The following is a 26,306-nucleotide window of genomic DNA, read 5'->3' as shown; positions in this document are numbered from 1 at the left end:
ATCGCATAGCGTTAGAATTTCTCGGGCTTGATCAGCACATAACCGAGGTAAAAAAACAACACGATACTGATTACAAAGAGAGTAATAAGCATAGGGGTCAGAGCTTTGCAAATGCATCAATACTCTTGAAGAAGAGACCGAAGAAGGCGAGCCCTACTACAAGCAAGCCGATACTGCTGAGAATATCCATTTCGCCAAATGTTTTTCACATGGACCTATATCAAATTCCGTGCCAATCTGAAGCGCTCAAAAAGGACTCTCTAACGAGGCAACTGCATGCGCCGACCCTCTCAAAATGAGAAGACCAGATCATTTTGAATGGGTTGGATGAAGAAAACGAAGAGTCAGCTACACGTCAGAGACCGTACTCTTTTAACTTCCGGTACAGCGTCGCTACACTGATGCCTAATAGCGTCGCGGCCTGCGTCTTGTTATTGCTGCATTTGCGCAGGATGTCGGTGATGTGTTTTCGCTCGAGTTCGTCCAGTGTTGGGATAACGTCATGGGCGGCAGAGGCATCCGAGTTTCGCGCCGAGCGAACGTCTTCGGGCAGCAGATCTTCGGTGAGCGTGTTGCCGGTGGATAGGATGACCGCCCGTTCGATCACATTCTTGAGCTCGCGAATATTGCCGAGCCATCGGTGGCGTTTAAGCGCAGTCACGAAACCACTGCTCATACCCGAAATGTCTTTGCCGAATTCCGATGCGAACGATCGTAGGAAATGATATGCCAGCAGATCGATGTCGTCAAGGCGTTCGCGAAGCGGCGGGAGGAAGATTGTAAAGCCGTTGAGACGGTAGTAGAGATCTTCCCGGAAGAGTTTTTCACCGACCGCTTCCCGCAGATTGACATTCGTCGCTGCAATGATACGAACATCAATAGGTCTTGGCTTCGTCTCGCCGAGACGCGTAATGCTACGAGACTCGAAGGTGCGCAGCAATTTTGTCTGTGTCTCCGGCGTCATATCGCCGATTTCGTCGAGGAAGATCGTGCCCGCATTCGCTTCTTCAAAAAAACCGCGTTTATCGGTCACTGCCCCGGTGAACGCCCCTTTGGCATGGCCGAAGAGTTCGGATTCCTGAATATCTTTCGGGATTGCGCTGCAGTTAATGGCAACAAACGGCCCGTTGCGGCGCTTCGACGAACGGTGGATTGCTTCGGCAAAGAGTTCTTTTCCGGTCCCGGTCTCACCAAGTAAGAGGACGGTTGTGTCAGTAGTGGCCACTTTTTTTGCAAGCTCGATTGCACGCGCAATCGCTTCTGAGGAGCCGATCAACTTTGAAAATTCGACCTTCGAATCGATCCGTTGCTGAAGCTCTCGCAACTGTTTGCGTAACGATGCTCGTTCAGCCGCCTTTTGGACAGTAAGCACAACACGATCGTCTTCTTCTCCCTTGGTAATATAATCGAATGCTCCATGTTTTATTGCGGTAACGCCGCCTTCGATGGTGCCGAACGCCGTTATCACAACGATCTCGATATCGGGATACTGTTCTTTGAGTTGAGAGACCAACTCTACACCGTCTGCATCTGGTAGCCTTACGTCGGAGACCACAACATAGATTAGTTCTTCTTCAAGAGTTTTCCTCCCCTTCGCCGCGTTTTCTGCTTCAAAGACGGTGAATCCTTCCAGTGTTAGCAACTTCGCCAACAGGGTACGGAGCGAGGGTTCATCATCAATGATCAGTACTGGCAGATTAGTCATTATTGACGGAAGTCTATTCGATGCGTACCGTAACAACTTCCACGGGAGGTGTGTTGCGTCATGAGATGTCTCGCAGTCGATATCCGGTTTATCCCCCTGCTTTTGCTATTGCGTCTTTCAGTATGGTTGCCGGATCAAGTTTTGGGATTGTCCATTTAATATCCGATACCGACGGTGGTCGGAAGGACTTATCACTCGCGTAGTGCAGTGGCGCTTCCAGCCCAAACTGCAAGCCGGTGTCATATTGATATCCTGCAAGTCTCCATACCTTTTTCCACTCTTTGGTCAGAGCCGTTGCCGTCACATCCCCGTCGATCGATAGTCCAAGAATAAGCCCCGCATTGATTCGGCCGATGGCATCGAACTCGATGTGATTCTTTGTGTAATGGAGTTGAAGATCTGCGCTGGCAGAGCCACTAAGGTCGGCTTGAGCCCCAAGGGTCAATCCGCCGGAAACGGAGGCAACCCACACATCGATCGCAAGGGCACCACGGATCGAGCCACCGATCCCGGCTCGTGCACCGACATATAACTGTGTTCCAATGATCACGTCGACGTCCGGCTTATCATCAAGCGGATTGAATGCCGCCTCGATCTTGGTGTTGCGTAATTGGCCCGGTCCGACCGAGTAATGGATCCCTATCCCACCATCGATCGTGATTACCAATCCAACAGGCCCGATCGACGCCCCGGGGATCGGAATCTTAATAGTCGGAATGTGTAAGAGTGTCTGTTGACCAGCCCGTGCGGCAAACAGTTCGATGGGTTTCGTGACTTCGAGCGCTCCTTTGACCCGAACGGACTTATCTTCTTTGAGAATAATCCCAGCCTTCGCCTGAAGGTTATCGGTAATCTGATAGGTCATCGACCCTTCGCCAGAAAGTTTATTTTCTTCACTTAGTTTGACACTCAGACTACCGGCGGCCTTCCCCTTTGCGAACGTGATCGTACCTTCCCCGCTGATCTTACCGTCATTATAGGTAATCGAAATCGTACCCTTTAGTCCATTGATCGTGATGCCGGTCTTTCCAGAACCGTTGAGATGTGTCCCGTCATGCTCGAACGATAACTGAACCGGATCAACCCCGCTAACCGGGATCTTCAATTGTCCCGACCCGGCGAGGACAAATTTCTGATCCTTATATACCAGCGACATCGAGACCGTATTGCCATCCCCTGGAAGCACGATTGACAATCCACCTTCCGCAGCTAAACCGTTCGGGCCGATCGATACTGTTGCGTGTACGTCCCGTGTATTTGGAATACTGCTCGTTGCAATCGCAATGGAGCCGGTCCATCCACCAGATTTCGAGTACTTAACTTCGCCATCGGCTGCACTAAGACCGGGAATATTTGCATGAAGTGTACCTTTGGCAACGAATTCATTGTTCTCTACGGTAGCAGTAACCGAGCCGGTGGCATACGGGGTTGCCTCGGGCCCGAGAGCAAACTCGATGGTACCGGACGGCTTAAATTCCGGTGCAAGTTCAAGAGCAAGCTCGTCTTTCGTAATACGGAAGTTGGGGATCGGGGATTTTTTGCCCGCAAGTCCGAGTCCCTTTGTCACTGCAAGTCTCGACGGTCCGAACGCAACGGTGAGATCTCCAAAAAGCGGGATCGACGGATGTATTATTCCTTCTCCCGCCAAACCGTCCGGCTCAAGCATAAACTTCGTAAACTTACCGGGGCTCAAATATGGGTAGTCGATTGGCACGCTGAGCTTAGATGCCGAGAGTTTCAGTGTGCCTGAAACAACATCCAGCATGACTTCCACCGGACTGGAAGTCGTCACTGGCGGCCCCTCATTGGCTGGGTCGAACCTGGCAATGACGTGATGCACCGACTTCGATCGGTCGAGACGGACGAGTGTCAAGCCCGCAACGGCTTTCGCGACCGCCTGATTTTCGGCGACTGGCGACTCAAGGATCTGATCGACCCAACTCTTCGCACCAGCAGGCTTCGACTTACTGACATAGAGCACCAGCGGCTTTTCGGCGACGGATATTGGGTACTCTGCCAGATCCGCTTTGAGGGCGTCATTCTGCTGAGCGACGACCGATGAGGCATTCGTCGATAAAAAGTACGAAGCAGGATCGGTATCGATTGCATTATCTATTATAACGGGGTTTGCAACGATTGAAGCCTTTGTATCCGAGTTGACGGCGGTACATTCGAGTTTCGTCGGAACGGCACGCTCGGCTTTCATGACTGCAAGTTGTGGATCGTTCGCAGGAACGGCTTGACTTCGAGCAGTGATTTGGCTCTCGAGTGCAGGTCGCTGTTCGTATTTCGCTTCGACGCTAAAATCGACCGCTTGGCCTTGATCAAGGACAGCCGTCTTGACCGGGACCTCGAACGCACGCAAATGCGACTCTTCGCCCCAATTATTGGCATTCTGTGTAAGCGGTGTTAGGTTTTGCCAATCTGCCCCCGTACCACCGAGCACACCGTTGAGTAAATGTCCTCGAACATAATATGTTGTACCACCGGCCGTTTTGGCGCCGCCCGAATCATTCACATTCTTTCGTTGACGAAGGATATCCCACTTCGAGTTTGTGACGGTCGGTTTCGAACCTCCGGTAACGGTCTTCGTTAGACGACTAACAGTCACCTTCGAGCCGAAGCCGCCGTCGGCAGTTGTCGCACCGAATGTGATCACATTATCGCCAGTGATAGGCGCAGTGCCGGCGGTTTTTGCACTATCGCGCATGATCATCGGCTCTTTGGCGGTTATAGTTTTCCGTTGAACCGAGGATCCTCCCGTTTGCTGTAGCGTGTGCGTCAATTCATGCGCAAGAAGATGCTGCCCTTGATGTGTATGCTGTTCGAACTTATTCGCACCGAAAAAAAAATCCGAGCCCACGGTAAATGCGTTAGCTCCAAGTGCCCTTGAGAGTTGAGAGGCTTCTGGACCGGTGTGTACTTTGACGGCAGAAAAATCTTCGCCGAATCTGAATTCCATAAAACTCTTTGTCGGTTGCGGGAGTCCAGAACCGCCGCCGCGAGATGCACTGATACGATGTGCGACCGATTGGCTCACAATCGCTTCTCCGCCGCCAGACGTTTGTGTGGATGACGAGTTTGTAGTTCCGTCAGCCTGTCGCTGCGCGCGTCGATCGTCTTCGTCGCATATAGTGCATTTGCGCTGAACGAAATCGGGCGTAGGCATTCGCATCACTCTCGATGCCGTGAGATCAGCTTCGCGTTCGAGCGGATGATTCACATCCGAGATGCGGAGTGGCGAAGCCGATTGCACCGATGCGGCTGAAGCCTTCGGCACAGAGGTAGCTTGTATAGAGTGTGAGTGGTCTTTGGACATTCAGGCAGTACAGGATTATCAGAAGCGCATGATCATCGCATCAATTGCATTTACACGTGTGCGCGTATGTGCGACTCTCTTTGTTCGTCTTCATTTTAAGAATTGATATCAGCGCTTATGATCGTACGCGGCGGACGGAAGATGGGGTAAGAGTTGCAGCTATTGGCGAATCTACCCCGCAGCGCGCTTCCATAGGGCACCTCGTTCTTGCGCACGTTTTTTCTGTGTCGACGCCATCGATACACAACTTCAACGTACTATATATACAGGGTAACATCGCTATCGGTCATCACACCTTTTTCTTATAGAAATGGATATAAATGTCTCCCGCTGGAACATCCCCCCCACCATTATTATAAAACGCTCCGTATGATTTCACGCTTGTCAGCATACTCATTGTCGGGTGTTGTGGAAGTGAGGATAACGGAGAGAGATAAAACCATTTTACCGCATTATCAGCGATCTCAGGATCGAGAGATGGAAAATTCTCGGTAAAATGATATGGTTTCAACTTCAACTCGATCACACTTGAACCTGGTGAGGCTTCATGCACTTTTTGCCCCCGAGCTCCTACAGCATTGACAGCACCACGCGCACGCAGGAGGTCACAGGTTTTTTGAGGATCCCATTTTTCCGGAGTATACCTATTATCTTTTGTAGGATAGATACCACTCGTTTCTCCCCACGAAACCTTACTGAGAGTACCCGTCATTTGTACAGGACACGCTTTTCCGTCCGACTGATTAGCTTGTGACTGCTGGGGCTGGTTAGCTTTTGATTCTGCCAGATGTAGGTCGCCGAATCCGGCACGCTGGATGCGTTTTGCGACAATATTTGAACTCTGTTGCAGGGTGTGTGTCAATTCGTGTGCCAGCAGATGCTGACCGCTTGTGGTCTCGGGCGAATACTTCCCTGCACCGAAGTAAATATTATTCCCGATTGTAAACGCCTGTGCATTCAGATCCCGGGTGAGATGCTGTGCTTCGCTATCATTGTGGACACGCACGCTGGAGAAGTCTGTTGCGAACCGACTCTCCATAAAACTCTGTGTCGCGCCGGGCAACGTCGACCCGCCGCCCGCACGCTGTTGGATGCGGCTCGCAATAGCATCGGTCACCGCAACTCCATCTCCATCTGCCTTTCGATGGATGTGCGTGTCTTCTTCCTCGCACGCAGCACACTTGCGCTGGATCAGCGCTGGGGAGGGCATGCGCATGACGTGATTCGCCATCGCATCGGCTTCATGTTCCGCCGGATCGTTTGTCGAACCGAGTATCATCTTTCGTTGGATGCGAGTCGCCGAAGCCGAGCTCGTCGGTGTCCGTCTTGTATCCTGTTCGCCGTGCTTCGATTGTGTGTGCATTGTCATATCCCTTCCTGCCAGATCGACCCATCGGTCATGCGATCTTTCCCTCTTTTCGATATTCGTTCTTTATGCCTTCGATGATATCGTCAACAGTAATGGTCACTTCACTACGTTTAAGCGCTTCGAGCGATGCGAATCGCGCGACGTTCATGATCGCACCTCCCGATATCTCATACTGCTGTCCGATTCGACGTATCTCTTCCGGCCCCGGCGGCTGCGACAGCGGACTGAACGCATTCTGCCACAAGCGCACACGCTCATTGAACTGGGGCTTCGGAAAATTGATCACGGCCTGCAAGCGGCGAGTGAATGCTTCGTCCACATTATTGCGCATGTTCGACGCAAGAATCACAAGACCCGGGTAATCTTCGAGCCGTTGCAACAGATATGCAATCTCCTGATTCGCATATTTGTCGTGGGAATCCGAAATGGCCGTGCGGGCACCGAAGAGTGCATCGGCTTCGTCGAAGAATAAAATCCACCGCTTGTTTTCTGCCTTACGAAATACTTTTTCGAGATTTTTCTCGGTTTCTCCGATATACTTCGAAACGACCATCGACAGATCGATGCGGTACACATCGAGCTGGAAGTATTTCCCGAGCAATGCCGCCGTTAGTGTTTTGCCCGTTCCCGGGGGGCCAAAGAACAATGCTTTGAAGCCGGGTGAAAGTTTTGTATGCATTCCCCAGTCCTCATAGAGCGTCCGACCATGTTCAAGCCATGTGCGGATCTGCTCAAGTTGACGCATCGTATATTCATCGACGATCAGATCCGACCATTCATACGCTGTGGTCAACTGCTTGGCCGGAAATTCCATGCTGAATTGCGGCTTGCGAACGTTGCCGGTCGTAAAGAAATCGACATACTCTTCCGAAAGAGCAATGCCGCTACTAAACGACGGTTCCGACGATCCGGCAGTATCGAATGAGAGAATCGAATGCGCTGAGAAAACATGCGACGGCTCGAAGAGACGATGCATCCGAAATCGCTCCGAAAGATCGTTGCCGGTCGCAATGAAGAGCGCTGTTTCAATCGTCGGTAAAAATCCGCCGTGGCGCACTCCTTTGAGCCCGCCGAATTCGCTGTATCCCCGGCCGGTCGCAGTATTGACCGACAGAAATACATCGAGTAAATGCGGCTGCACATGCGGAATAATCGCCAGCATAAGTATGATGCGTTCGGTCGGTGTGAACTCGTAATATTGCACCAGTTGTGCATACACCGACTGATCTCCGCGCAGATCCGGCGGTTCGGGCATGGTAAACGGTACCGACGAAACGGAAGGCGGTGCTTCGGTCGATACATGGCTGGCAGAACCGTTCGACGAATGTGTCTTATGCGTCAGCCACTGTTTGGCTGTACTCTCATGGCCATTCGTGTGTACTGAAGATTCATGGCTCGCAAGACGACGATTTACGACTTGGGAAAACCAACCGATCTCTCGCGCAATGCACGCCGCATTCGCATCGACCGGATCGACGACAGGCTCCCGAATGGTCAGTTCGTGTACGTCAGTCATCTACCATTCCACCTCTATTGGGAGATTGGTCCAGGGAAATGTGACGCGTGATATGGTCCAGGGTAAGCGTTCGAGCAGTACATCGACTGTACGACGTTCGACAACAAGATGCCATGAATGCTCACGACGTTCAAGCAAGCCGGGACGCCGTAGAAATGTCTCGCGCAATCCGGCAATCGACGTATTCTTGAGCACTGACCAATTCTCGACGATGGCGTGCAACAGCTCATCACACTGCGCGCACCGTTCGCTCGTCATCGGCGCACCCGGAGGGATTGGCTCGCGCAGATCCAGCCCGCACCATAACTTCTCCATTACGAGCAAGTGCTCTTCGACATCTCCTCTGCCATACGAAAGATATCCAAGCGCCTGTACCGCTTCGAATCGATGCGCACCGGATACAAATTCGTTGTTCCTTGTGAACCCGTGTCGCTCGAAGAACATAGGAATGTATACCGCGGCAATCACCAATCCGGCCGTATTCGTTGAGAGAGACTCAATTGCGTCGATACCCGTACTACCTTGTGGACTCGATAGAATGGTATCCGTCTTCATACTCGGAACAGGCTCTTCGGTGTGTGATAACACAGCTTGAAGCGATCCGGCAGAGAGGCTAAAGAGCGTTTCTATAGTTGAGATTATCGATGCACCTTCTGGACCGGCGATGGCTATATCTTGACCGACAGCAGCAACGACCAAGTTCATCATCATTCGAGCAAGTGCCGAATTCGTATCCGACCCTGAAAGCAATGAGCCCCCAGCTCGAATGATCTCGCGAGCTACTGTTTGTTTGGAAGTAGCTACACTGTCAAGTATTCCCGTATAACTCGTCTTCAGTTGATTAATACGCTCAAAAAATGCCTGTACTGCCGATGTCAATATTGAGGAGCTACCCACGATCAATGCAATTGCATCGTCGCTACACCGAAGCGCCATGCGCTCCCAGGCGTACGAAGCATCTTGTGTTTCACGAAGCGCATTGAGAAGCCATTGAAGAGAGGGAGCGTCGAGTAGGAGTATCTGCTCGTTGAGATCGAATGTGTCTGATACAGCCCACCAGGGCAGCGTGCCCGTCTTTAATGCATAGAGAATGTTTTCGAGCGTCGACTGATGTAGAAGTTCACGTCGCTCCTCGAGCGTGCGTTCGTTGCGACGAATTTGCAACTCGGCACGAAGTTTTTCACGCACAAGCACCAATAAGTCACGCTCCATACTATCAGGACGCACGAGGCCAAGATCGAGCTCAAGGCGATCGATAACGAGTAACTCGCTTGCGTCAACTGCATCATTACACACTTCGTCGATTGCTTCGATAAGTCTCGGCTGGATCGACGATGCGAAATGCCTGCTCAAATTCAATGCCCATTCCTCGTCACGACAAGTCGTGTCGAGGCGGATACGCCGGATCGTATGTATCTGTTCGGACGACATCAATCACATTCGTCAAGACACGTACCACATGTCTGCAACGTGTTGAGCACATCGACAAGCGGATTCGTGACTTCATACGATGGCAACTCAGTCTGCGACATTTCCTTCAACCAAGGTTGGAAGACGTCTTCAAAGCGCTTCATCTCCAGAACTCCTACCCATCGAATACGGATATCGACATGAGCGGGCGATTCAGACCGAAGCGTCCTCTCGACAAGTTGACGAAATGTCTTGTCACGGAATCGTTCGGGCCAGCACGGAAGCACGACGGTCGATCGAAGCGAATACGGATCTTCGTCGTTATCGCATGGGTCGGCTTGGCAATATAGATCGAGTTCGAAACTGAGATATTGCATCATCTCCGCGATAGCAAATTCGATCTCGTTCGTAGAATCGGAGTCGTTACCCGCCGGCTTCTTGTGAAAGCGGAATGCACTTTGCCCTAAGACGACGCCATGCGTGCCAAGGATCAGGAAACCGTACTTTACTTTTGTCGGATCTTCCGCCCCGTTAGAAACGATCTCGTAATTCACGCGCTCGGAACCGAATTCCTGCAAATCGCGCACACGTTGCGTCAAGTCTTCATACCGCAGGAAGCGAAGGTTGATCATCGGCGTCCCGTCGGTCGGTACCTTCTGGAAGAGTACCGATTCGTCGAACAGCTTGGTCGTGGAATTAAACCCCATATACTCAAGCTGCCAGGGTGGCAGCCCGTAACACAATTTTGCCGGAATGCGAGTGATCTTCTTGCGATAATGAATCGTATCGGTATTTTGACCTGCGCCGATTGCAATATCACACGCATCGAGACAAATGTCGAGGAGTGAGACAGGCATAACTGTAGCGTCCTCACCGACCACCTGATCAATCTTGGGGCGGAGTAAAATATGTTCGACGAGGTGCATTCCCTCGTTCGCGTTGATTGCCGCCATAATCGCTTCGAGCCGCGAGAACGCTTCGGCACGCTGTTCGGGCTTTTCGTACTTCTTCCCAGTTGCAAGAAGGTCCGCTGTCTTCGGATCGGTACCGTTGTATAGCTCGAACCAGAACGTCCCGACGATGCCGGCCGTGGCTCGGCTTTTTTGCTTGCGCTCGGAGCGGAACACAAAAAACTTTTTGTTCGAAGCATGCGTGAGAATGTCGGTCAGCAGTGATTCCGCACAGCATCCGTCAAGCACCGGGACGCTTACCAGAAGCGGGTCACCTTGCGCTGTCGAATCGACGATGACAATCTCTTTCTTTGGCGGTGGAGGTGTTGAGGCCGGTGCGGTGGACCGAGTTGGTGTTTCGGCAGCGGCATCGCGAACAATGATATTTGTCGGAACAAGCGAGCGGCGACGGACATCGGCAAAACCAAGTAGACGGCCCGCACGGCGCTCCGTACCCGATATATTCTCGGTATCCCAATAACGCGCCGATGCATAATTATAGCCTTGGCTGCGACCGGAGCTGATTCCGTAATAGTGTCCGTCACGCAGGATATTCGACTTGTCTCGAATCAGACGTTTGTCTGAATTCGGCCACTGACTTCGTACGATCCCTTCATACTCGGATAGATCTTCACCGAAGCGTGCGAGCATGTGATCGAGAAATGTATTCCGACGCAACGCGAACAACTCTTGATTCTCGACCAGACCTTGCACGATATGGCTGAATGTTGCTGCAACCTGATCCGATGTTTGATTCGGAGCATGTGTCCCATGCATCAATATCTCTTGTAAGCCTGCGAGTTGGTTGACTGCGGCTGCGAAATATGTATGCTTCGGTGTCAGATCGAACGTATACAGGTCTCGAATATGATCGAGCTGCACAAGATAGTCGAACAGCATTTGCTCGAAGAAGAGCAGATACCCACGCAACTGTAACGCCTGGACTTTCCGCAGTTCGCTCGCATTGGCTGGCAGCCCCGCACGTTCGCTCACACCGTAGGTCATCGGTAGTGAATACGTGATCGGGTAGTAATCCTGCAACTGCATGTTTTCGCCGACTGGGATCGGAAGATCGGTATCATGTCCTGTCAGATCATGCGAACGTTCGGCCGCTTTGAGATCGCCGAACAATTTCAGCATTCGTGCCGGACGTCGGTCGTCGTCACGTCCGCTATAGTATGAATAGATCTCTCGAGACTTACACATCAGCACCGACGACCGCTCCGGGACGATCCTCGCGACTTTCCGCTCGGCCTGGAGCCGTTCGACCCATTGTGCGAAGAACCGGCGAGCCGATTCGAGTGTATCCGTGACCGCAGCATTGGTCTGGACGATATGGAAGTACAAAATTCCTTTGACACCCGAGATCGACGCGATCGTTGCAAGCAGATCCGAAAGATAAATATCCCGATACAGATCCGTCGCCTCCAGATCGGTCGAGTCGATCCATCCATGATCGAGCGCCGGTCCTTCGAAGATTTCGTCCACCTGATACCCCCGTTCGAGCATCTGCTCGAGGGTCAACCGAGGCACCGACGGAGTGAAGTACCGATACAATTCGAAGAACATCTCGGCAAGCACCTGGTCGGGATCGGCCGTTTCTTCGAGTTCGATCGATGCCCGAATCCCGAAGTCCTCATATTCGACCGCATCAACCGAGAGAAAATCTTCGCACAGGTTGCGATGACGCGCCAAACGATCGATCGCGAGTTGACGAACTGATTCACGGTGACCGGCATCGAGGACGTCTTCTTCATACTCGATCATCACATTGTAGAGACCTTCGAATTCGACGATTTTTGAATCGAGGTTGGTCGGAGTCACGTGCTTATTGACAATAGCCTTGAGATCGACAGCCCGTTGCGTCAGAGCATCGATACGGCGTTGAACTTCAACCATCTCCTTCGTTGGAATCGGCTTACCGTCGGGTCCTTCGGAGTTCGGGTTCTCTTTCGCTATTGTGTCGTACTTCTCCTTCAGTGTATCGCCATGGGTGGTGAGCGCATCGATACGTTTGGTGATCGCGTCGATCGTTGCCTGATTTTCTTTGCAGATATTCAGATCGCCGTGCATCAGCGGATCGAGCCGGAGCTTACCAAGACATTCATCTTCATGCGGCTGTTCGCACTGGCAGTCTTGATCGAAGCGGACATCCCAACGATTATAGTCCACCCAGACCGGTACTTCGTAGTCCTTGCTCGGCTCGAGCCATGCGTTTCGGATTCCCGGGACATCGATGAGAAGCTTGCGGTAATCTTCGATCGTCAACGGGTTGTTCGGGAGGATTTGCCGGGCGGTATAGAAGATCTGCTTCCAAGTTTCCGGCGTCAGTGTTTCCGGTGCGAGTATATCTTTTACTGCAAAGCCGGTGCGATACGCGAGATCGGTGATGGCGTAACAAACAGCTTCGAGGATCGAGATTCCGGGATCGGAATTATTGTAATCGGTCCAGAGCATGTGGCCGAGTCGCTCAATGGCGTCAAACCCCGTTGCGCGGAGTCCGGTATAATCTTCGGCTGGCAAAAGCGGATTCGACTTATTGAGAACGATCGAGTCTGCCATAGTTAACGGTCCTTTCAAAGTCTGGACGATGAGTATAATTGATCCCGGCTATTTTTTCCCGGAGGTTCGTGACGACACTTTGGTCGTCTTTGATGCGGAGGTTGCCGGTTGCTTCTTTGCGGCAACTATTTCCTTGGCAACAGTTGAGCCCGCTCGAGATACCTGTTGGGTAGCTACCACTGCGATTGCAGCCTCCTGACTAGGCGCCATCGGAGATACTTCCCCACCGCCCGGTGTCATTTGGTTCGCTGTCCCCAATACACTTTGTGCAGCTCGCTTTTCACAGGGTGTCAGATTCGGCGGTACCTCATACGGCAGGATAATATGCTTATTAGCCGATACCAGGATACTGCGTGGAGTCGATGGGGAGACGACTGTTTCACCGAGCAGATTCGGCGCTGCTTCGAACAGCGTCTCGAGGTCGCAGCAATCTAGTGCCGCCGCAAGTTGCTCTGGGAACGTCGGAGCCGTCGCAGGAGTATCTTTCGTCGCGATGGCCGGCTGGGTCGGACAACAACAGTCCTTGCAGACGAACATGAGAAAATCATCGATAAAATCGACGTAGTCGCGGCTTTCGATAAAGCGGATGACCGTCGATGCATAGATCTTCTGACCGAATGAGACGTCGGCATCTTCACTGAATGCCCACGGGGTCAGGAATTTGATTAGTTCGTTGTTCAGCGTTGCAAGATAATAGCCGGTATCTGCTCCGCTGACAAACTGAACGCGGAAGTAGCAGAGCACTTGTTCATATACCGGATTCTTGGCATACACCGATACGAACGGGGATGTACGAGCCGACAGATAATCCTCGATTTCAAGCAATGTCAATCTGCTGGTTTTCGGCTGTAACGGATTCGTCCCGTTACGATGCTTCAAGTCCGCGATTGGAATGAGTGTGACATGCCCCGGAGCAACCTGCGGACCGCAACAGTCGTGCTGATGCGATGTGTTGTTGGGATCGGATTCGCGACAAAAACAATTCGGATCACTTGTCGTGAGGCACTTTACTTTATAGATGCTCGGAAATGCCTCGAGCACGAGCAACTCGTAATCTTTCGCGGTGACAGCGCGTCCTTTATGACGCAAGCGCTCACTAACGCGACGGTAATATTCGGCACCGACTTCGCGGTGCTTCCCATCGAAGGATGCAAACGGCTGCGTTACCGAGCTGATCTCGGCACGTTTAATTGTAAGTGCACTGATCGTTCCAGCCGGCAGTGCGGTATCGAAATGGGCTTGGTCAATCCCGGTCACAGATGCAAGTTGCGTTTCGACCGCCTGTGCTACGATATCGACGAGCATCGGGATGCGGTCGGTATGATCCTCGACACTGGCACAGAACCACAAGAGCCCGTCGGTGATCATTGTATGATGTGTATTCGCATCGCCCGGTACATCGATCTTGACGATACCCGTTGTTTGAAATCCATACGTGGAATCGGAGATCAGATGTTCTTGAGGGAGCGGACGCCACTCGTTTCCAATCAGATACGACCACCGAATCTGCGGAGGGTCGTCATCTTCGTCCGTCGCACTTCCTTCCGCGAATTGAAAGAGTAATGCAATCGAATCAAGCGGATTGAGTTTCTCGATGCCGATATAGAGCGATCCTTCCTGTTCGATCGAACCAGAGTACTGGTTGAACCCACCCTCACGTGCGGCGCGCAATCCACTCGATTCGTACAGCAATTTGCCAAGTGCGAGATCGTTCGCCGTCTTGCCACTACAGGTGACATCGACTCTTTTGCGGATGGTATCACCGATGTATTCTGATCCTGTAGTTGTTGCTCGGGTGCTCGTACCGTCAGTAAATGTAAATTGCGGAAGCAACTTTTGTCCGGCATTAAGAGCGAGCGATGGGGCTGAAGTGACAGCGCCCTCGAGCAGGACTTCTGCGACCCCGAACGGATAGATATGAAAATACTGATCGACCCCAGGCTTGAGACGATCGATCGATGCATAGTAGCTCAGTGATACATCGCTGATTTGGAGGTCGGGAGCAAGGTCCTGGGCGCTCTGCATGACCGACCCTCTATCGTTTGTGCTCGGTTCGAGTGTATTCGTAACGCGAATAAATCCCTTTGTCTTGCTTAAATCGTACTGGGTGATCGGTTCGATCAGCGAACGGAACAGAGTGGTTGTCGCCTTCGTCGCGTCTCCACCGCTCGATGGCAGTGTTGCCGCTTTCTTCATCATCAACTCCGAATTAAATTCGGGAGGCGAAGAAACGATGGGTGTAAGAACATTGCCTGCAAGCTGGGTACGTGAATACGACTGCCCCACATCTGTCATTAGCGATTTCCACTGCCGACCGTCGAGAATGCTGATTGTCGATCCCCATTTGTCATTTGATAAATCTGGCACAACGTCGCCGTCCTTTGTTTTCTTTATGTTGATGGAAAGCTCTCCGAGCGACTTCGAGAATACTTCGTTGGTGCCAATATAGAACGACTTACCAAGCGACGGATATGCCGTATATGGATCGAATGGTTTTCCGGGTGCAAAAACCATCGCTTCGTTTTGGAGCACGAGTGTACGCAACCCGTCAAAATTCAGAGCCGGAACCGTATTCCCCGCCGCGTCTTGTGTCGTCGAGATAGAGCCAACGCGTACTTCTACCGATTGTGTCGCAATCTCGGACATGATATAATCGGACACTAACACATTCAATGAGTCGATCGAGAGCTCCATTACCGGCGATGTCGTCGAGTAACTCGATCCGGTATGAATCTTCTTATCAAACTGAATAATCCCCTTCTCCGCTACAGGAAGATAGACAAGAATCTCTTCGAGATTTGCTGCTGGGTCGATGACCACACAGGCTGACGTGTCAATAGCCCCAAGTTTTGAAAAATCACCTTGATCGAGCGCCGCACGCATTGCTGCTACAACATTCTGACCGCTGTTGGAGAGGACGCTGATCCACCCTTTTTCGCCCGTGAGTCTGATTGTCGCGGGCTTGGTCGGATCCGTCAGAATTTTTGAAAGGCCTGGTACGCGCCAGCCAATAATCCGATTGCCTCCTTGCAGGTATAGATGAGGCGAAGCAACGGCAAATCCGATCCCGGTAGTTTTAACCGGATGAAGTTGCTGCTTTTCGGCTTCGATGTAGTCACAAATGTTACTACGGCTTGCTACAACAGGTGCACCGGTCCCAAACGTGGGCCATTTCTTGCTCGGGTCGGTAAAGTCGCCGCCGATACCGTCGCCTGAATTTGCAACCGGTCTCGCATAGACGCCGATCACTTTTCCAGGATTGGCGGCTGCATCAACAGTCTTTTGAATGAAGACCGATTTTAGCTCTTTGACCTTGGCTGCATGCACGACCAGATCACTCTGTGTTTGATATGTCAGGTCGTGTCCCGATGCATCTTTGCCAGCTTTGAGGAGCGTGCCGGCCGGAAGATCGAACGGCCCGGCAGCACTCTGTGCCAATTCGAACACCACAAATGCATGATCGGGCTCGGCAGGCTTTCTATCGAGTTGGAGAATATCGGCATAATAATAATCCAGCATGCGCTGAGTCAACCCATTGAGCTGATCTTGCGCGATGCGGAAGAGTTCGAGGAAGGCAATGAACAATGTCACGTGGGGCTGATGCCCCGGAAATTCCTCGAGTGCCTTTTGCAGATACACCACTGCACGTTCCTCGACGGTCTTGTCGAGAAATGCGAATATCGTGTTGAACACATCGTCGACAAACAATGCGGCCGAGCGGATCATGTCTTCGAGGTTCTCGCCGACATACACGCTTGCATCCGGATCAATCGTCTGTTCGAGTCCCCACAACTCTTGATTCACGACGCGAGTAATGTCGATAGAGATCGAATGTTTCGCATCGACATAACGATACGCTTCAGCATACGAAATCGCCCGACGAAACTGTGTCCCCAAATACGAGTCGATTGCGAGCGAGAGATCGTTGTGAAGAGGATGCCCGGGGATCGACTGGGAATACCAATGATCGATCTGGACAACCATCTTGAGGATGGGATCAAACAGCACACCGAAGTTCTGCTGGATTGGATCAGCTTCGACGAGTTCGCGACGTTCGTCGTATTCCGCACGAATCGTTGCCGGTGTTGTGGTTGCAATCGACGCGGCAACTACCGCAATATCGCGTCGGAAGAATTCTGCCCAGCTTACTTCATCGCCGTGAGCGGCAGCAACCGCATCGGTCAAAAACTCGTAGATTGCGTAGAATACGTCTTCAAAGTGGACTCCCGCATAGCGGATTTTGTCCTCATACAACGGTCCTTGATAGATCGAGTCGTCTGGAATTACTGTGCCGCCAATTCCCCACACAGATTTATTCGCGATCTTCGAGAAGTCGAGTCCGAGCGGATGTGCCTCGTCGATCGTGTTATACCCGGCTTCGTAGCCCGGCACCTTTGAGGTATACCCTTTAATTGCTGCGGCGATCTGTTGATCGAGGCCGGCATGAACAGGATCGTTCTTGACGATTGCGGAATACCACGTATCAGCGGCACCGAGCATCGACACCACGGCATTGCAGACTTCAAGAAAACTGTCACGGGATGGATATGTTTCGAGTGACTCGCGTAATGCTTCGAAGTCCGTCTTGCGTTCCTTTATATTCTTAATGGTTTTGGCCGCATCGACAATCGCCGGATTCGAACGAAAGAACAGACGACGACTTTCGTGAACCGGGTCGGAAACCTCGGGGATCGTACTCCCCGGCACGTCGTAAAATCGCACCTGATCGGCATATCGCTTCGCGAACACCAGCAAATCCTCGAAGCTTCGTCCGTCGATCGGTGCGTACGACGGGTCCAGCGCAGCAAGGTATCTGCCGAGTTGTGCAGTACCGTCACTCGTCGGGTCGCAATGGCATTGACAGTCGTTCATGTGGTAATGTTCGTTGCTTCGGTGACGTAAAACGGATAGACATAATTATAGCGCGTATTAGTCGTAATGATCGTATACGCGACATCGATCAGCAATACCCCGTTCTGCTGATCGGGGGTTGCAGTCACATCATTGACGATGATACGAGGCTCGTGATAGACGAGCGCATCGTGAACGATCTTCTTGATCATCTCGATGTTCGGCACGTTCATCGGTTCGAAGACATACGGCTGTAAGTTCGCTCCGAAGGTCGGCAACATCACGCGCTCTCCGGTAATCGTCGAGAGGATAATTCCAAGAGAGCTCTGGACGTCCGCTTCTTCATGAAGCATTTCGACTCCATAGAATTCGCGTCGGAACGTGGGCGGAAAACTCCAGCCGATACCGAGGAATGAGCGGTCGATCTTTTCTTGAGCCATCGTTGCTCCTTTGCAAAATTTGTAGTTAGCCGCCGATCTGCACCGTTGCAAGTCCTGCGGCAACAGAACCACCGTGAGCAGTTGAATCACCGAGTCGTGCAGCGGGCTGCCCGCCGATGAGTACCGTTGCTGAGCCCTTCGCAATGCTATCCGGCGGTCCCGCGCAGGTGCACATTGTGCCAAGCACTGCTGCAGGCGCCCCGCCGATAAGCACAGTCGTCACACCAGGCGGCATAATCGGCCCGCCCGCATGCGGGCTGCCGTTCGGATTTGCCATCGGGCAGATATGATTGTCCCCGACTCTTGCTGCTGGCGGCATCGGTACTTCGGTCAATTGATGAGTACTTGCGACCCTTTGATCGTTACAATCCCACTCGAAGAACTGATCGTGATTCCGGTCGCATCCATCTTGATCGAGTTCTGATTCTCATCTTTCATGATGAGCGCGCCAGTGTCGTCGTTGATTACGATCGACTTCTCGCCTGCGCTTGCTTTGACGAGCAGGGTCAATGTCGGCACCGAATCGTCGAACATTACTTTAGTCCCGGCCTTGGTTAGAATGCCGTACTGTTCTTTTCCGCTGGTCTCTGGAAACGGTGACTCATGCGACGACGAACTATGCAGATATCCGAGGATGATTGGTTCGCGCGGGTCGTTGTCGAGAAATCCGAGCACCACTTCGTCGTTCGGTTGCGGTCGGAAGTAGGTACCACGCTTTGCACCGGCATCGAGCGTCGCGACCCGTGCCCAAAGGCCTTCGTTGCCCGATGTGATCGTCGGCACGGACACTTTGACACGGTATTGACCGTCGGAATCGTTGGTGTCGAGCACGAGACCGATCTGCAAGCCGTTTACTCCGGCCACCAAGCCGGCAGCCGGTTTCTCGGTCACGCCTTCCTTTGTAAAAAACCATTCAGATTTCCAGCCGAACTGAATGTCGGTGCGCCACTCGCCGTCGAACGTATGGAGGACGCCGGAAACAAAGACATTGCCGTTAAAGCGGTCGCCCACACCGTCGAGCGTAATCATGTTACCCGGTTTGACGAGCGACGTCCCTTGGATCCGCACTCGACCGACCGATTTTGAAATCACACTGCGTAGCGCATAGGCATTCGACCACTCGTTCAACTCGTCGTTCGAACGGTTGCCGGATTGGCGCAACTCGACATCTGCTCCAACAACCGACGCAATCGTGGAGGCGGGAATATTACCATTCTCATCGAATGTCGCCGATCCTGGTTCGGATTGCAGTACCTGCTGCTTCGTATAGTCCCATGCATGGCTCGCCACCGACTGCATCTGTCGTCGCGCATCCATTTCAGCATCGAACTCGAAGATCGTATCACCGAATGTCGCCGTCAGAATAGATGGCGACGATGTCGTCGGTTTCTTTACAATGAGATTTCCGTCGTCTGTCAGCACAAGCATACCGTTCGCCTCGGCTCGGGTGCAAATGAAATCCCAATCTGTCGTATCGAACTGGATGAGCTGCGGATGCGATACGCTTGTCGAATCGACCTGCGGCGTGGAGTCACCTGCCAACTGCGTAATGACATCGCTGTCTGTCTTGTCGATGAAATATGCACTTTTACGAGCGGCAATCAACTTTACGGCCTTGTCCTTCGCTTCGATCACAAGCATCGACGCTCCGTTCGGACGAATTTTGAGAGCATGTTTGACAACTACTCCTTCGAAGATGGTATCGGTCGAGCCATGATACCCCAGACCGATCGTGACCAGTGTGCCCGGTACCATTGTGGAAGAATCGCTGACGGGGAAATCGCGGGTCGCCGCCGAACCGTCTCGAATCACTATTGTAGCGGAGGATATCTTATTGAATGATTTCGATACCGTTATGTGTACAACCTCCGTCTCGCCACTGATAGGCGTGCCATCGAACAGAATCGAGAACGCGATCACACCACTTGTATCCGTTGCTCCAGGTATGAGGCTGGTTAAGCTCATCGTGAAATATCGAGTCTAAATTATTTCTTTGAGATTGGTAGAAACGTTAGCGTCGTACCGGGTTGAAGCTTCCGAAAATTCTTGAGTTTGTTTACTCGCGCAACTTGTAAGTAGTAGTCTTGATTGTTATACGTTCGGTAGCACAACAGTGGCAGCAGATCCCATTCGGAGACCGTAATACGATGTGTAAGATCCGGCGACGACAGCATCGATGTGATCGCATTGAGCGTATTGTCGATACTTTCGGTGAACGATGCGGAAATCTTCGCACGGATCGGCAAACCGAACATATCGAACATCGTGTAGGTCACCGACGACGATTTGAGAACGCATGTACAAATGAACGGACCGTATTGTACAAGAAGCGTCGGGGGCTGATGATCGCTGGAGATCAGTGTTGTCGTTGCAGCACGAAACAATAGAACTTGGGCGGTTACGGGAATCTTGACACCATTTGTATTGACACCCGTACCATCAATAGTAAACTCCATCGTGAATTCTCGCGGAGGCGTATTGACAAAACGTGACTCAGTGCTGGATCTGCCAGGCGGTGGCTCAGTCACTGACCGAACGGTCTCCTGAATCGTGAACTGCTCGGGGTTGAACATCGCGATAAACGGAGCACCAGCCGGAATATTCTGCGCGTTTACAGGAATGATTTTCAGGTTGAATGGCAGTTTTGCCAGACTTTGCGTATCCATTACCGTTCCTTTTCTTCTTCGATGATCTGCAAGATGCGTTCGAGGGTATCTTCCTGTGACGCAGTGTTTGTGTTCGGCACGGCCGCAACGGATTGTGGTGTCCCAGCATCGACGGTCGTACGGATAATCACTTCATTGATCTGTACCGGCATTTGCGTTATAGTTTACGTTCAAAATAATGGTACGCTAATTCGATCGTTTCGACGGCAACGGTGTTGTCGGTCGATCGGAATTCCGACACGGCCCACTTCAGCGGATATGCCTGTATGACGTTCCAGATCGCGGCCGGTTCGGACGATTCGTTTAGGAGCGTAATCATCATATCGGCCGGCTTGAAGTCATAGAGCGCTACCGTATAATATGTCCGGAGTGCGGCATTGAACCAATCGAGAACCGCAGTACCACTCAGCAGCCCTCGTTTCAAAACGAGGTTTGGGTACTGCGTGCGCTTCGGTAACTTATATGTAAAACGGTTCTCGCCCCCCTCGCGAAGCTCCTCGGTCTGCACTTCGAACGAGAGGCCGCTAACCTCTTGAAATCGGTGCTCGGCGTCGCTCGACATGCCGTCGACGCCGAGAAACTCGACTTTGAAGTGGAATGAGGTCGGTGGAGTATATGGCGGCATCGTTTAGGCCGTCTTGAGTGAAAGACCTTCGTGCACGAGCTCGATCGACTCAATGGCAAGATCGTTGCCGGATGCCTTGAGTGACGGACCTTCGCACTTGACAGGCCACGCCTGCAAGACCGTCCAGATCATGACCGGCGATCCTTCGTCATTGAGCAATGTGATCGTCACATCGCGTCGCTCGACGTTCGGAGCGCCAGCATTATTGAACCACGTATAGAGGTCGTTATTGCCTTGAGTAATACCTCGTTTGAGCGAGATATTATTCGCTTTGCGCAAACCGGGACGCTTCAGCGGAAGCGTTGTTCCGCTCATCAGGCCGTCGCGGTATTCGATGGCTTGCTGTTCCTGCGTCAAGCCAGAAACTTCGGAAAAGCCAATGTCTACGCCGTTCCATGATACTTTGTAGTAAAAGGCGGGAAGTGGATATGCAGTCGCCATGATCGTAGTGTAGAAAAATTATGAGTGAATGTTCGTTATCGTGCGGTTATGATTGTTGCACCATCTGCGAGAATTTCAGTACAATGAACTCGGCCGGACGTGCGACGGCCATCCCGATTTCGACGTTCATAATCCCGTTGAGGATATCGTCGCTCGTCATTGTCTTTCCCAGACCGACGTTGACGAAATACGCCTGATCAGGCTTTGTTCCGGCGAGTGCGCCTTCATTCCATTTGAGGAAGAGGTAATTCTCGATCATCGCCTGAACTTTCACCCAGGTGTCGATCGTATTCGGCTCGAATACCGCCCAATGGATCGACTTCTTGATCGATTCTTCGACCATATTAAAGAACCGTCGGACACTGATATACCGCCATTCGTTGTCGTTGCCCTCAAGCGTTCGGGCGCCCCACACCAGTGTTCCGAAGCCCGGGAATTGACGAATTGCGTTTACCGATTTCCCGGCCGTAGTATCGATGTTCATTGAACCTTGCTCTGCGTCGGATAATGGCACGGTTGGACTATTCACCGACTGTAACGATTCATTCGCAGGTGCTTTCCAAACACCCTTGGAGTTATCGATCCGTGCGTACAGACCAGCAATCGCACCGGAGGGTGGGACCACAACGGTGAGCGCATTGACCGCCGTCTTGATAGTTGCATACAACACTGAGGTCGGAGGCAAATCACCCACGGTATTACCGGACGCCAAATCTATGTTGGCCGTCGTCTTTACTTTCGGTCCCGTCCCGGTATGCGTATATGTCTTAATGACGACCTTGGGAAGATTGAGGTTGTGCGGATACGAACTTGTGAGATTGGGGTAATACGCAGCCGCATAACGATCCTGTCCCTGACCCGAGGTATTGTTTCGGATAGACGCCATATCGGTATCAACATCACCTGTCGGAGCAAGCGGCGTCTTTAAGGTGACTGTATTCGGGTCAATAATCGCAAACCGATCTTTTAAATTGGATGCTTGATTAATCATTGCCTGAACGACATTTTTATATGAGCCGGACGAGACGGCTTCAGGAACGACTAACAAGGTCACCTCATCCACCTGCTCAACCGACTTCAATCCTTTTGTAAGATCGGCCTCGGCGATTGGCGTCCCATATTCACCAACGGTGACGATATAGCAAGTTGCCCCTCCGTTATCAAAGAAATGTTTGACTGAATACGCCATGATGTGATTCGACTTCTTCGTATCGTCGGCGGCAACAGTGACCGTGTACTGGCCGCTGCTATCGTCGATGACATCGACGGTGAGATAGTCGTCTGCTTCAACCGGTGTTCCTCCAAAGTATATCTCGTATTGATCGTAACTCGATATCTTCTTTGGAATCCATTGCTGTGAGTTACCGGTCGGGTCCTTTATCGTCGACGTGTACCCGACAAAAGCGGGAATGGCGGTCTCGACTTCGGCAACCGACGGAGGGAATACGGAAATCTCCTGGACATATACGCCCGGAGTGGATAACTTGATTACTGCCATGTCCGTGTAAATTAGAGTGTGACTACGATATCGGAGTAACTCGTCGACGGCGTACGCGTGTCGACAAGTGCCGGTGACGGATACGGAAGGGCGTCGAATACGACGGTCCCGCCACTACCCATCACTGTGTTTTTGTTTAGTGAAAAATTTAGCCGCGACCCGCTTCCTCCGGTTGAAACCAAGTACCGCTCCTGCAACCCAATGTCGCGATTGGCTTCGAAGACAGCGTGACTCTCACCGTCCCACGTTGCAGTGAATGAGATCGTCGGATCGTTGCTCACCAGGCCGATTGCCGCAATGAACGCCGACCGTGCTGCCGGAGCGAGCGCTGCAATCTCACGAGCGAGCGCACTCGTCGACGTCAAGCTCACATGATACCGCCATCGGGTCGGTCGGTTCGGGATTGTCACGGAGTACGTCGGGCGTACTGGGGTGAGCGAATAGTCGGATTCGATAATGCGGTAGTTCGCATCGAGTGCGGACGAAAGCGACAACTCGACAACACCGAAGATTGCCACCGGTGCATTCGTCCCGACGTAGTACCGGGTTTCCGTTGGGACCGTGAGTATATCGAGTCTTATACGGCCGATTGGCATCGAACTGAGATCGAAGATCACATCGGACCCGGATGCCGATACTACCACCGAATCAGGTGCGACGGTCATACCGGTATCTAAGTGGGTCACAACCGCATCTGCGCTTGTAAGGCTGCCGGGGTGATGATAGCGATATTCTGCACGCGTGAGCGTCATAAGATCGGTCGTCGGACTTAGGCCTGTCGGCGATGCGGTCAGAGCGGCATTTGTTCTGGGAGAACCGGATCGCTGATTACTCAGATAATATATCCCGGACCTGATAACACTGCCAGAAACATTATCGAAATTCACGATCCACGAATTCTGCGCAGTAATCCAAAACGTTAACCGATCGGTATCCTTCGGATAAAACCGTACGAGCGGCAACCCGCCCATTGTCGTTCCCATGACCTCGGCGTACACTTCAAAACCACAGTTGCGATCGTCCGGACGAAGCAACAGATTCAGCCTATTCATCAAGGCGAGACTATCGTCGCTCGGAATAAACTGAAAGTCGATCGCGGGATCAGCCGATGTCGTGGCAGCGAACAAGCCGTTCATATAGAACGCTTGGCGAACCGATACGGCAGCAAGTTGACGATAGCTGAGGGTAGGTCCGCCCATGATTGTCTAATTTTCTCCCAGATGAAGATCGGTGATTGCAGCGATCTGCTCGCGGCTCCTGGTCTCGAAGAACGTTAGCATCCGGACTCGATACGCAATGCTCGGCATGTAGCGTGAGCCGAGAATACCCCAGAGATTATTCATCTGATCGAATCCCATCGAATGCACCGATGTACTCAGTCGCTCGATCAATTGCCATGGTTTAGCCGCCTGATCCGAAACACTATCGTTGAGTGCAGGATAATGGGCTGCGTCGAAGACAGGGTTCGATTGAAAGAATGCGATCACATCCGATAAATCTCGTAAAGCGGTGTCATATGCTGCATTATTTGCCACGAACAAGACGAACAGATCAAGTTCGAGCGGCGGATTGAGTTTTGCGAATTCCTGATTTGACGTCGCTACATAATATGGCCGCTTGCCTTCGCGGCGAACTTCGTCCACCCCGACAAGCATCAGGGTCACATGTGTTGTGTCCGTGATATTGCTATCACCGTTCGGCTTGATCACCGATTTCAGATCGACTACTTGTCCTGGCGAATAGCTGGGATCCTGTTCGCGAGCTACGATGTAGCGTTCAAGTTCGGACTGAATAAATTTCAGTGCTGTCCTGATCATTACTAACCCTTCGATGGAAACAATGGCAAAGCAATACACTCGTCCATAATAATGGCCGCCGAGCATCTCCGTTCGCCGATCAATTCCCTATGTAATAGCTACCCCTCCAATGCAATGAATGCCTGTTTGGAGAGTCGTAATGTTGTACGTTGTCTTGTCGTGTTCCGAGTCGGAATCGGATGATTCAAGCAGCTGACGTATGCCTGGCAGCAGCAATACCGTCCGCTCTAGATGTATCCTGTTGTTAGAATGCCAGAATTGGATATTTGGCATTCGTCTATCTTCTTTTTCGTCGATTCAAGCTATGAATCGATGACATTACACACTGAGAAGATGTATCCGTTGTGTATCGTAATTACTGCAAAGCACCTGTTTTCAAATGCAGCCGGACGAATATATGACAAACTCCGGAAAATCCACCTCACGAATAAAAAAAATAATTGTATATTGATAATTGGATCTCGTTTTGGAGTATTCTACAACCATGCAGCAGCGTGACTGTTCCTCTATCCTATTCGCATTCCCGTCAATGCGCCGAGGGCGATGAACGCCTCGTTTCCAATACCGTAAGCACATCCTGAAGCCGCGCATCTTTTGCCTGTAGTAGCACCAGATAATGAAATAGCAAATCCGCGGCTTCGTTAAGGAATATTGACTGGTCCTGATCCTTCGAGGCGATTACAATCTCGACAGCTTCCTCACCAACTTTCTGCGCGATACGATTGAGTCCGCTGGCGAATAGAGAAGCGGTATATGAACCATCCGGAGGTCCCTTACGGCGCGAAGCGATCACCTGCTCCAGATCACTGAGTATCGACGACGATTCATTTACTTCCGCGAAGCATGTATCGGAGCCGGTATGACAGACAGGACCATGAGGTATAACCTTGATAAGTATTGTATCACAGTCGCAATCGACGGCAACATCACGGACGGCAAGGTAATGACCACTGACCTCACCTTTCGTCCAGAGTCGTTGTTTCGAGCGACTATAAAACGTGACTCGTTTTTCGAGGCAGGTTTTTGCATATGCCGCGGCGTTCATGTACCCGAGCATCAATACTTTTGATGTGGATACATCTTGAATGACAACTGGTAATAACCCGTCAGTCGATCGTTCGAATTGTGGCGGCATAG

Annotated in this window: 19 protein-coding genes; all 19 read right to left on the bottom strand. The window is 51.8% G+C overall.

What is annotated here, in order from left to right:
* Positions 1-11: 11 nt before the first annotated feature.
* A complete protein-coding gene (kdpF, locus tag JSS75_00765; protein MBS1902219.1) occupies positions 12-92 on the bottom strand; it encodes a K(+)-transporting ATPase subunit F in 81 nt (26 codons plus the stop codon).
* A 263-nt stretch (positions 93-355) separates the two neighbouring features.
* A complete protein-coding gene (locus JSS75_00760; GenBank protein ID MBS1902218.1) occupies positions 356-1,705 on the bottom strand; it encodes a sigma-54-dependent Fis family transcriptional regulator in 1,350 nt (449 codons plus the stop codon).
* Between the two features lie 88 nt (positions 1,706-1,793).
* Positions 1,794-4,985 carry a DUF4157 domain-containing protein gene (locus JSS75_00755; protein ID MBS1902217.1) on the bottom strand — a complete coding sequence of 1,064 codons (3,192 nt, stop codon included), beginning with the start codon at positions 4,983-4,985 and terminating at the stop codon, positions 1,794-1,796.
* Between the two features lie 328 nt (positions 4,986-5,313).
* Positions 5,314-6,387, bottom strand: coding sequence for a DUF4157 domain-containing protein (locus tag JSS75_00750; protein ID MBS1902216.1), 1,074 nt, complete (start codon positions 6,385-6,387; stop codon positions 5,314-5,316).
* 34 nt (positions 6,388-6,421) lie between these two features.
* Entirely contained in the window at positions 6,422-7,909 is a 1,488-nt protein-coding gene (locus JSS75_00745) for an ATP-binding protein (protein MBS1902215.1), read from the bottom strand.
* Positions 7,910-9,262 (bottom strand): hypothetical protein, encoded by a 1,353-nt coding sequence (locus JSS75_00740; protein ID MBS1902214.1) that lies wholly within the window; start codon positions 9,260-9,262, stop codon positions 7,910-7,912.
* A 77-nt stretch (positions 9,263-9,339) separates the two neighbouring features.
* Complete coding sequence (locus tag JSS75_00735) at positions 9,340-12,831, bottom strand: hypothetical protein (protein MBS1902213.1); 3,492 nt, start codon at positions 12,829-12,831, stop codon at positions 9,340-9,342.
* Between the two features lie 48 nt (positions 12,832-12,879).
* A complete protein-coding gene (locus JSS75_00730) occupies positions 12,880-17,703 on the bottom strand; it encodes a baseplate J/gp47 family protein (GenBank protein ID MBS1902212.1) in 4,824 nt (1,607 codons plus the stop codon).
* Entirely contained in the window at positions 17,700-18,122 is a 423-nt protein-coding gene (locus JSS75_00725; protein MBS1902211.1) for a GPW/gp25 family protein, read from the bottom strand. Before JSS75_00725 ends, JSS75_00730 begins: the two co-directional genes overlap by 4 nt.
* Positions 18,123-18,147: 25 nt before the next feature.
* Positions 18,148-18,441: a PAAR domain-containing protein gene (locus JSS75_00720; protein ID MBS1902210.1), complete on the bottom strand. Its 294-nt coding sequence runs from the start codon at positions 18,439-18,441 to the stop codon at positions 18,148-18,150.
* Between the two features lie 11 nt (positions 18,442-18,452).
* Positions 18,453-20,087: a type VI secretion system tip protein VgrG gene (vgrG, locus tag JSS75_00715; GenBank protein MBS1902209.1), complete on the bottom strand. Its 1,635-nt coding sequence runs from the start codon at positions 20,085-20,087 to the stop codon at positions 18,453-18,455.
* A gap of 20 nt (positions 20,088-20,107) precedes the next feature.
* On the bottom strand, positions 20,108-20,788 hold the full coding sequence (locus JSS75_00710) for a hypothetical protein (GenBank protein ID MBS1902208.1): 681 nt from the start codon (positions 20,786-20,788) through the stop codon (positions 20,108-20,110).
* Entirely contained in the window at positions 20,788-20,940 is a 153-nt protein-coding gene (locus tag JSS75_00705) for a hypothetical protein (protein MBS1902207.1), read from the bottom strand. Before JSS75_00705 ends, JSS75_00710 begins: the two co-directional genes overlap by 1 nt.
* A 5-nt stretch (positions 20,941-20,945) precedes the next feature.
* Positions 20,946-21,413 carry a phage tail protein gene (locus JSS75_00700; GenBank protein MBS1902206.1) on the bottom strand — a complete coding sequence of 156 codons (468 nt, stop codon included), beginning with the start codon at positions 21,411-21,413 and terminating at the stop codon, positions 20,946-20,948.
* 3 nt (positions 21,414-21,416) lie between these two features.
* Positions 21,417-21,854, bottom strand: coding sequence for a phage tail protein (locus JSS75_00695; GenBank protein MBS1902205.1), 438 nt, complete (start codon positions 21,852-21,854; stop codon positions 21,417-21,419).
* 46 nt (positions 21,855-21,900) lie between these two features.
* A complete protein-coding gene (locus tag JSS75_00690; protein ID MBS1902204.1) occupies positions 21,901-23,352 on the bottom strand; it encodes a phage tail sheath family protein in 1,452 nt (483 codons plus the stop codon).
* An 11-nt stretch (positions 23,353-23,363) separates the two neighbouring features.
* Entirely contained in the window at positions 23,364-24,551 is a 1,188-nt protein-coding gene (locus JSS75_00685) for a hypothetical protein (protein ID MBS1902203.1), read from the bottom strand.
* 6 nt (positions 24,552-24,557) lie between these two features.
* Positions 24,558-25,169 (bottom strand): DUF4255 domain-containing protein, encoded by a 612-nt coding sequence (locus tag JSS75_00680; GenBank protein ID MBS1902202.1) that lies wholly within the window; start codon positions 25,167-25,169, stop codon positions 24,558-24,560.
* Between the two features lie 526 nt (positions 25,170-25,695).
* Complete coding sequence (locus JSS75_00675; protein ID MBS1902201.1) at positions 25,696-26,304, bottom strand: bifunctional phosphoribosyl-AMP cyclohydrolase/phosphoribosyl-ATP diphosphatase HisIE; 609 nt, start codon at positions 26,302-26,304, stop codon at positions 25,696-25,698.
* Positions 26,305-26,306: the final 2 nt, after the last annotated feature.

This window comes from Bacteroidota bacterium (assembly GCA_018266755.1).
Lineage (GTDB): Bacteria > Bacteroidota > Ignavibacteria > Palsa-1295 > Palsa-1295 > JAFDZW01.
This window is presented reverse-complemented; position numbering and strand designations above follow the sequence as displayed.

Excerpts from the sequence above, each read along its gene's own strand:
- kdpF (MBS1902219.1), bottom strand. The coding sequence starts at position 92 with ATGCTTATTACTCTCTTTGTAATCAGTATCGTGTTGTTTTTTTACCTC.
- JSS75_00760 (MBS1902218.1), bottom strand. The coding sequence starts at position 1,705 with ATGACTAATCTGCCAGTACTGATCATTGATGATGAACCCTCGCTCCGT.
- JSS75_00750 (MBS1902216.1), bottom strand. The coding sequence starts at position 6,387 with ATGCACACACAATCGAAGCACGGCGAACAGGATACAAGACGGACACCG.
- JSS75_00745 (MBS1902215.1), bottom strand. The coding sequence starts at position 7,909 with ATGACTGACGTACACGAACTGACCATTCGGGAGCCTGTCGTCGATCCG.
- JSS75_00735 (MBS1902213.1), bottom strand. The coding sequence starts at position 12,831 with ATGGCAGACTCGATCGTTCTCAATAAGTCGAATCCGCTTTTGCCAGCC.
- JSS75_00730 (MBS1902212.1), bottom strand. The coding sequence starts at position 17,703 with ATGAACGACTGTCAATGCCATTGCGACCCGACGAGTGACGGTACTGCA.
- JSS75_00725 (MBS1902211.1), bottom strand. The coding sequence starts at position 18,122 with ATGGCTCAAGAAAAGATCGACCGCTCATTCCTCGGTATCGGCTGGAGT.
- JSS75_00720 (MBS1902210.1), bottom strand. The coding sequence starts at position 18,441 with ATGCCGCCAGCAGCAAGAGTCGGGGACAATCATATCTGCCCGATGGCA.
- vgrG (MBS1902209.1), bottom strand. The coding sequence starts at position 20,087 with ATGAGCTTAACCAGCCTCATACCTGGAGCAACGGATACAAGTGGTGTG.
- JSS75_00710 (MBS1902208.1), bottom strand. The coding sequence starts at position 20,788 with ATGGATACGCAAAGTCTGGCAAAACTGCCATTCAACCTGAAAATCATT.
- JSS75_00705 (MBS1902207.1), bottom strand. The coding sequence starts at position 20,940 with ATGCCGGTACAGATCAATGAAGTGATTATCCGTACGACCGTCGATGCT.
- JSS75_00700 (MBS1902206.1), bottom strand. The coding sequence starts at position 21,413 with ATGCCGCCATATACTCCACCGACCTCATTCCACTTCAAAGTCGAGTTT.
- JSS75_00695 (MBS1902205.1), bottom strand. The coding sequence starts at position 21,854 with ATGGCGACTGCATATCCACTTCCCGCCTTTTACTACAAAGTATCATGG.
- JSS75_00690 (MBS1902204.1), bottom strand. The coding sequence starts at position 23,352 with ATGGCAGTAATCAAGTTATCCACTCCGGGCGTATATGTCCAGGAGATT.
- JSS75_00685 (MBS1902203.1), bottom strand. The coding sequence starts at position 24,551 with ATGGGCGGACCTACCCTCAGCTATCGTCAACTTGCTGCCGTATCGGTT.
- JSS75_00680 (MBS1902202.1), bottom strand. The coding sequence starts at position 25,169 with ATGATCAGGACAGCACTGAAATTTATTCAGTCCGAACTTGAACGCTAC.
- JSS75_00675 (MBS1902201.1), bottom strand. The coding sequence starts at position 26,304 with ATGCCGCCACAATTCGAACGATCGACTGACGGGTTATTACCAGTTGTC.